Annotated in this window: 8 protein-coding genes; 5 read left to right on the plus strand and 3 right to left on the minus strand. The window is 61.2% G+C overall.

Going from position 1 to position 7399, the window contains the following annotated elements:
* A partial coding sequence (locus BG61_RS43795; protein ID WP_035943165.1) for a DUF2471 family protein occupies positions 1–188 on the plus strand: 188 nt, incomplete at its 5' end.
* 27 nt (positions 189–215) lie between these two features.
* On the opposite strand, the gene BG61_RS37225 is transcribed toward BG61_RS43795, so the two are convergent.
* Positions 216–860 carry a MarR family winged helix-turn-helix transcriptional regulator gene (locus BG61_RS37225; RefSeq protein ID WP_035943168.1) on the minus strand — a complete coding sequence of 215 codons (645 nt, stop codon included), beginning with the start codon at positions 858–860 and terminating at the stop codon, positions 216–218.
* Positions 861–1303: 443 nt separating this feature from the next.
* Between BG61_RS37225 and BG61_RS42560 the strand changes: the two genes are divergently transcribed.
* The 4 genes from BG61_RS42560 to BG61_RS42565 all read left to right on the plus strand — a co-directional run bounded on the left by BG61_RS42560 (position 1304) and on the right by BG61_RS42565 (position 3653).
* On the plus strand, positions 1304–1702 hold the full coding sequence (locus BG61_RS42560) for a hypothetical protein (RefSeq protein WP_132458646.1): 399 nt from the start codon (positions 1304–1306) through the stop codon (positions 1700–1702).
* 96 nt (positions 1703–1798) lie between these two features.
* The gene (locus tag BG61_RS37230; protein ID WP_051673073.1) at positions 1799–2014 is read left to right on the plus strand and encodes a hypothetical protein; all 216 of its coding nucleotides are present in this window, start codon (positions 1799–1801) and stop codon (positions 2012–2014) included.
* An 879-nt stretch (positions 2015–2893) separates the two neighbouring features.
* Positions 2894–3238, plus strand: a complete 345-nt coding sequence (locus BG61_RS37240; protein WP_035943172.1) for a hypothetical protein — start codon at positions 2894–2896, stop codon at positions 3236–3238.
* Positions 3239–3314: 76 nt separating this feature from the next.
* Positions 3315–3653 carry a hypothetical protein gene (locus tag BG61_RS42565; protein ID WP_152565287.1) on the plus strand — a complete coding sequence of 113 codons (339 nt, stop codon included), beginning with the start codon at positions 3315–3317 and terminating at the stop codon, positions 3651–3653.
* A gap of 347 nt (positions 3654–4000) precedes the next feature.
* Here the strand turns inward: BG61_RS42565 and BG61_RS37245 are convergent, their stop codons facing one another.
* Together BG61_RS37245 and BG61_RS37250 are read right to left on the minus strand one after the other, a co-directional pair.
* Complete coding sequence (locus tag BG61_RS37245; RefSeq protein WP_035943175.1) at positions 4001–6652, minus strand: excinuclease ABC subunit UvrA; 2652 nt, start codon at positions 6650–6652, stop codon at positions 4001–4003.
* A gap of 31 nt (positions 6653–6683) precedes the next feature.
* On the minus strand, positions 6684–6986 hold the full coding sequence (locus BG61_RS37250) for a putative quinol monooxygenase (RefSeq protein ID WP_035943178.1): 303 nt from the start codon (positions 6984–6986) through the stop codon (positions 6684–6686).
* Positions 6987–7399 lie beyond the last annotated feature (413 nt).

Below are 7399 nucleotides of genomic sequence, written 5' to 3' on the forward strand. Positions count from 1 at the left end.
TTCACAGGATCGAAGCAGAAGTCCTCGCTGATGTGGCCTCGACGGGAGAGCACAGCAAGAGGATCCTGGACATGATTCGCGCTCCGGCCGCGCTCGATTATCCGACGGACGACTGTCTGGTGTCGTTTAAAGGTCATGACGTCGTTCCCATCGTCTTCAAAGTTATCGACGAGGCATGGCACAGTTAGAACGGGCAGGGTGAGGGCGCGATGCTCTCAAGTCACTTGGACGAAAACTTTCCAGCTCTTCTTTTGCGTGGCGACGTCGGCTTCTTCGTAGACGGAACAGTCGAGCCGTAGATCGGTGTCGGCCATCGACAACTGCAGCAGCGCGCAGTGATGCGGCGAGCGCTTCGGATACTTGCTGACTTCGAAGTGCGCGCACGAAAGGCACATGCTGTGCGTCGGCATCTGTTCATTCGCTTCCAGTTGGCGGATCGCTTTCAGCAACGTCCGATAGAACGCCGCCTGTTCATCGGCGTGCAGTCTGCCGACAGCATTCGCCAGAAACTCCGGCCATTGCGAAGCACGCTTCGCCGCCGTACGGCCGCGCGCCGTCAGACGCACGGAGAGAGCGCGGCCGTCATCGATCGCGCGGCGCTTCTCGACGAGTCCTTTTTCTTCCAACCTGCTGACGACATCGCTGGTGGTCGGGGCGGTGAGGGCGGTTTCCCGCGCGATCTCCCCGAGCCGCATAGTTGCCTTACGCTGCATCAGTAGGACGAGAATCTCGCCCTGGGTCGGCGTGAGCTTTGCGCCCTCCGCCCATTCCCATGCGTGGTCGCGCATCGCGGTGCCCAGTCTCAGCAGACCGTGTGTCACCCGTCCCGCTGTCTGCACTCCGTAAACGTCTTCGCTCATGGCTGTCGCTTCTCCGTCCGATTGTGCGTTCGACATTCTAAGCGACACAAAACAATCCTCGCTTTTATGATGCTGCCAATTAATAGCGGATCGGCACCGCGTTGATGTTATCAAGCGGGTGATCTATGCTCATTTACGGTTCGGTTCGACTAGCCATTAACGACGGTCCATGGCGCCACTTATGCACAGAAGCGGTGGACAACCCTGTGGAGCAATCTGCATGAACGATGAACCCGTCCTGTATTCCTACCGGTGCGCGGCGTGCGGGCGACGCGGATCGATACACCTTATCGGCGACGACCACGAGGGTGAGACGATGGCGTGCCAGTCCTGCGGTGCGCCGGTCACACTCGAATGGGACGGAGGCGTCACTCTGGACGGATTGTCAAAATGTTGATCAAGCTCTCAAGTTAAATAAGAACCAATCCCCTTTGGGAGTGAAGATGGCATATGGACGCGTCGCGAGTCCGCTTAAAGACCGACTCGATTGGCTTATCGTCGGGATTAATTCAGGAGCATATGGCGGTACCGTCAGCACACGCAGTGAGGCCTTCTTCAATGATTTTGTCGCCGCGACAGGCGCGCCCATCCAGTCGACGCGAGCCGGCAGGCGTTGTCCGGCACTTTCCGGAGATCTGCTCGAACTGTTTCACCGCGGCCATTTGACGCGTGTGAGGCAGACGGCTGCCGCTGGTTCACGCGACAACGGTGTGCCTACATGGTTTTATGCCTACCGCATTACGACGGCCGGCAAGCAAGCAGCCGAAGCCGTCGACGGGAAGGGCGGGGCGCCACTCGAATGGAACGGCGCGGTCGTTCTGGACGGCCCAGCAAAAAGTTGATCATCGGAGCTTGGGCGCCTATTCTTTCAGACTACCTTCGCGAGGACGTCGGGGCGGACTACGCGCACGAATCGATTCGCCGAATACAACGAATGGGTGATCGACTCGGCACTGATCATTCTGGCCAAGCAGCGATTGTTCATCTCGGGCGCAGTGATCGAGCGGGATATCGGGGAGCGATTCGTTTTCACCGACCTCGGTAATCGCGTCTACCGACGGCAGGCTCATGAGCGCGGAATTGAATGGGCCAAACGCTGGATCGACAACAACAACTACGGGTACGGTCGCAGGCAACAGCCTGCCGTTCAATGACCGGCATTTGAGGAAACTATCTTCATGAGCAGAAGATAAAAAGCGTGTGCTTGGTGGGTCTCCTTCGTTGATCCCGGTCAACCTCGGCAGACCGTCCAGAACGACGCCTCCATCTCATTCGAGCGTGACCGGCGCACCGGTAGGAATACAGGAAAAAGTAATCATGAAGACTTGGACCTGCGACAAGATCACCAGCAGCCTCGAAAGCCAGATGAACTCTCCTGTCCCACAACAGAGGCGCCGCCTTTCACCTATATCTCGCATGGGCAGCGCTCTCATATGGAATCGACGACCCGCAAGTGATTGCCGACAAGGAACGCCTCCAAAAGCTAGTCGAGGCCCCGGCAACTAATCGATCGGCGAGAAGTTGATCATCAACCCGGTCATTCAATGTTCGGCTGGTGGTCTCGTCTTAACGTCGACAATTACTTTATACGTGTACCTTCGGACGAATAGGGGCAATCCCAAATAGTGTAATTTATTTGCATGTTAGACAAGCTCTCGACAGTGCCAGCGCTGCTGACAACTGGTCGATGACTACAACCTGCGAGAGAGAACAGTGCCGGACAGCGAAGTTACCTATAAGGAGTTCACGGTTAGGCCGCTGGCCGCTTACGACGACGGCATGTACGCGTCTATGCTTATCCTCCGAAAACCGGACGGCACCCAGCGTGCAACCGGAGTTCTAGGACGCTTTCCGTGCGCCCTTGAGGCACGCCGATTCGCCATCGGCTACGACATGGCGGAGATAGATCATAGGCGTCTCCCAGAGCCTCACTGGATGGGAGACTAAAGGTAGAACGCGGACTATTGGTGTGCTGAGATAGCGCGGTCTCACCGATAGCGGTTGGTCCCGGTCCACCAATCACCGGAAAGACTGTGAAGCGCATATCGATCAGCGACGCTACTTACGAGCGGCTCCTACAGGTCGGAAAGCTGACCAGTCAAGACCCGGAGGTATGGGCCGAGGCGATACTTAGCCGCTTTGCCGCTGAGGTAATCCTCCTGTTGGAGAATAAAGACCAGAGCCCGCCTGTACCCGAAGCCGATCCGCCGGATGCGGAAACGCTGGAGCGGGAGCGGCAGGAGGCATACAAGCGGTGGCAGCATGAGAATTGGCTCAGCCTCAATGCAGCCGTAGATGAGGCGCTTGATAAGACTAGGGCCAAGCTCGGGCTGCCGCCGAAGCGCCGTAAACGACCAGGCAGGAAGGGCGGGATTTAATCGTTCGAAACGGGCACCGTGTCTCTGCTAAGTTCAAATCTATGGCCAGCCCGAATTGTTTGAGGGAACCTACCTCATGAGCAGAAAACAAAAGCGTGTGCTTTGGTGGGTCTCCTTCGCTCATCCCAGTAAAGCGGCGGGCGATCGATTCCTTGGCGTTTCGATCATCGACGGAACAAGGTTTGCAGACTTAGATCAGAAAGGTGAATTTGACGCTGTCATGGACGAGGCGTGGCGCCTGAAAGCGAATCCGGGCGGTGCCGTACAAGCGGGAAGACTCCCTGAGGACAGTGTTTCGATCGTTCCAGAGAGCTTCATTGGACGACTGCTAAGCAGCGACGAAGTTGATGAGATGAACGCAAAATTCAGCCAGCACCCTCTTGCATTAAAAAGTCTCAATCCATGTCTTTGCTGAGTTCAGATGTCGGGGTTGCAGCTAAATAGAGATGTCATGTTTTTTGATCCAGTATGTCCTCTCTTTCTTAAGGTTCCGGGGTTGGGGCGGCGCAGCTGCCCCCCCGTTCCCTGGTCGCCTTTGCGCTGACCTGCAGGATCAGACGTTGCGCAGCAACTCCTGTTGCACGATCGCCAATTGACCGCGACTGAGGCGTTTGTGGGAGGTCAGGAAAATACGATCAGCTACCGCTACAAGCACGGCAAAATTGAGCCGGTGGACACGCCACCAGGTGACGGACTAAGAGCGGTCCGACGCTCAAATGAGAAAAGGGGCCGATGGCCGGGCTTCGGCCGCTGTTTTCACGTTTACGACAAACGATCGCGCAGATAAGCGGCCGTGCGGCTTTCCGCTACTTTCGCAACTTCACGAGGCAGGCCGCACGCAACCGTTCTTCCGCCGTCGTCGCCGGCGCCCGGTCCGATGTCGATCAGCCAGTCGCTGTGGGCCGCGAGGCGCATGTCATGCTCGACGACGATCACCGTATTGCCCGCGTCGACGAGTCCCTGCAATTGGGTCATCAGCCGGTCGACGTCGGCGGGGTGGAGGCCTGTCGTCGGCTCGTCGAGGATGTAGAGCGAGTCGCCGCGTTGCGCGCGCTGCAGTTCGGTTGCGAGCTTGATGCGCTGCGCCTCGCCGCCCGATAGCTCCGTCGCGGGCTGGCCGAGCCGCAAATAGCCGAGGCCGATGTCCTGCAGCACTTGCAGCGCGCGCATGACCTGCGTTTCGTCGGCGAAGAAGTCGCAGGCGGCGTCGACCGTCAATCCGAGTACCTGCGCGATGTTCTTGCCGCGCCATTCGATTTCGAGCGTCGGCGCGTTGTAGCGCGTGCCGTGGCAGGTGGAGCAGGGCGCGTACACGCTCGGCAGGAACAGCAGTTCGACGCTGACGAACCCTTCGCCTTCGCAAGTCGGGCAGCGGCCTTTCGCGACGTTGAACGAGAAGCGGCCGGCGTCGTAGCGGCGCTTGCGCGCGGCCGGCGTCCCGGCGAAGAGCTTGCGCACGTGATCGAAGAGGCCGGTGTAGGTCGCGAGATTCGAGCGCGGCGTGCGGCCGATCGGCTTTTGGTCGACGCGCACGAGCCGCCGGAGTGCGTGCATCCCTTCGACGATCTCGCCGCCCGTCGGCTGCGTATCGGCGGCGAGAAGCGGGTCGAGATCTTCGTCGGCTTCGGATGCGATCGTGCGTCCGAGGCGCTCCGCGACGAGTTCCGGCAACGCCTGGCTCACGAGGCTCGACTTGCCCGAGCCCGACACGCCGGTCACGGTCGTGAAGCAACCGAGCGGGAACGCGGCATCGAGCCCGTGCAGGTTGTTGCGCGTGATCTTCGCGAGCCGCAGCCAGCCCGAAGGCGCGCGCGGCGTGTGCGGGGCGCCCGTGTACGTGCCGAAGAGATGCTTGCGCGTCTGCGATTCCTCGACCTTCGCGAGCCCCAACGGCGGCCCGCTGTACACCACATGACCGCCCTTTTCACCCGCAGCCGGGCCGACATCGACGAGCCAGTCCGCGCGACGCATCATGTTGAGGTCGTGCTCGACGACGAAAAGCGAATTGCCGGCCGCCTTGAGCCGCTCGAGTGCCGCGAAAAGCGCTTCGCCGTCTGCCGGATGCAGCCCCGCCGACGGCTCGTCGAGCACGTACACGACGCCGAACAACTGCGACGCGAGCTGCGTGGCCAGGCGCAGACGCTGCAATTCGCCTGACGAAAGCGTAGGCGTCGCGCGGTCGAGCGCGAGGTAGCCGAGGCCGAGGTCGATCAGCGTCGTCAGGCGCTCGAGCAATTCCTCCGCGATGCGCTGCGCTGCGACGCGCTTCTCGTCCGACATGTTCGGCGTACGCCGCACGTTCGGCGCCGCCTTGTGCGCGGAGCCGCCCGCTGTAACGCGCTTCTCGGTCGCTTCGCGCATCGCCTGCTTGCCGAGGATCGCGCTGTCGCCGTCGATGCCGTGCGTGTGCGCGGGCAGTTCGCCGCGCGCGATCGGGCCGAGCAGGTCGGCCAGGCGTGCGAGCGGCATCTGCGAGAACGCGGCGATGTCGAGTCCGGCGAACGTCACGGACAACGCCTCGCGCTTCAATCGCTTGCCGTGACAGGCGGGGCACTCGCTGCCAATCATGTAGCGCGACACGCGCTTCTTCATCAACGCGCTTTGCGTATTCGCGAACGTGTGCAGCACATAGCGGCGCGCGCCGGTGAACGTGCCCTGATAGCTCGGCTCCATCTTGCGCTTGAGCGCAAGCCGCGTTTCCTCGGGCGTGAAGCCGGCGTAGACGGGCACCGTGGGCGTATCGTCGGTGAAAAGGATCCAGTCGCGGTCCTTTTTCGGCAGATCGCGCCACGGAATATCTACGTCGTATCCGAGCGTGACGAGGATGTCGCGCAGATTCTGCCCGTGCCACGCGGGCGGCCACGCGGCGATCGCGCGCTCGCGGATCGTGAGCGTATCGTCGGGGACCATCGACTTTTCGGTGACTTCGTACACGCGTCCGAGCCCATGGCACGTCGGGCAGGCGCCCTGGACCGTGTTCGGCGAGAAGTCCTCAGCGTAGAGCATCGGCTGCTTCGGCGGATAGCTGCCGGTGCGCGAGTACAGCATGCGCACGAGGCTGGAAAGCGTCGTGACGCTTCCCACCGACGATCGCGCGCTCGGCGTGCCGCGCTGCTGCTGAAGCGCGACGGCGGGTGGCAGTCCTTCGATCGAATCGAATTCGGGCACGCCGACCTGTTCGATCAGCCGGCGGGCGTAAGGCGCGACCGACTCGAAGTAGCGCCGCTGCGCCTCGGCGTAGAGCGTGCCGAACGCAAGCGACGACTTGCCGGAGCCGGACACGCCCGTGAACACGACGAGCGCATCGCGTGGAATGTCGACGTCGATGTTCTTGAGGTTGTGTTCGCGTGCGCCGCGCACGCGTACGAAGCCATCGCGCGCGGCTTCGGAGGAGGGTTTCGGACGGGAGTTCATACGTGCGAAGGCAGCAATCCGCGGGCCCGCGCTATGCAGGCAGCTTCGCCGCGAGGACGTTGATCTTCATGTTCTCCGGCGGCTTCGCGAAGAGATCGGCGGCTTTCGCCATCAGCGCCCCCGCGACCTTGCCGGCGAGATGCGCGTCACGGCCGGCGTCGTCGGGGAATCCATCGAAGATGCCGAATGTCGACGGCCCGAGGCGCAAGCCGAACCACGAGATCGTCGCGGGCTCCGCTTCGACGCGCGGCAATCCGCCCATCAGAAGGGCTTCGACTTCCTGCTCCTTGCCCGGCTTCGCCTCCAGCCGGACGAACAACGCGGTCTTGACCATGACATCGCTCCTGTTGCACGCACTGAGGTGACGGACAAATGATACGTGCTCCGCACCGGGTGTATTGATCATAACGACGGACCTCTTTCGTGGACCATTCACTAACCAGGAAGACTAGTCGGGTAGAGCAGGCCCAGGGCGGAGGAATCGGTAGAATCGGTGGCCGTGTGGGTTGTCCTGTATCAGCCGGCAAACCACGGCGGGGTCGACCTCGCGGCCCCGTCATGCGAGATGCGGCACACTTTCACCTCAATGCTTAAGCGGTGGACCACGCGTTGTGCGGCAGCTTGAGGGCACGGCAGGAATGGGCCGAAGTGTCGCGTTTGGGCCTAATATCCGAGAGTACAAAATTCACGGACAGAGGAGGGCGCGTGTCACCTGGGAGTAGCCGATTTTCTGATGCGGAAGTCGCA

The sequence above is a fragment of the Caballeronia glathei genome, assembly GCF_000698595.1.
GTDB lineage: Bacteria > Pseudomonadota > Gammaproteobacteria > Burkholderiales > Burkholderiaceae > Caballeronia > Caballeronia glathei.

Coding starts and splice junctions, on each gene's coding strand:
- BG61_RS42565 (WP_152565287.1), top strand. CDS start 3,315: ATGAGCAGAAAACAAAAGCGTGTGCTTTGGTGGGTCTCCTTCGCTCAT.
- BG61_RS37245 (WP_035943175.1), bottom strand. CDS start 6,652: ATGAACTCCCGTCCGAAACCCTCCTCCGAAGCCGCGCGCGATGGCTTC.
- BG61_RS37250 (WP_035943178.1), bottom strand. CDS start 6,986: ATGGTCAAGACCGCGTTGTTCGTCCGGCTGGAGGCGAAGCCGGGCAAG.
- BG61_RS42560 (WP_132458646.1), top strand. CDS start 1,304: ATGGCATATGGACGCGTCGCGAGTCCGCTTAAAGACCGACTCGATTGG.
- BG61_RS37225 (WP_035943168.1), bottom strand. CDS start 860: ATGAGCGAAGACGTTTACGGAGTGCAGACAGCGGGACGGGTGACACAC.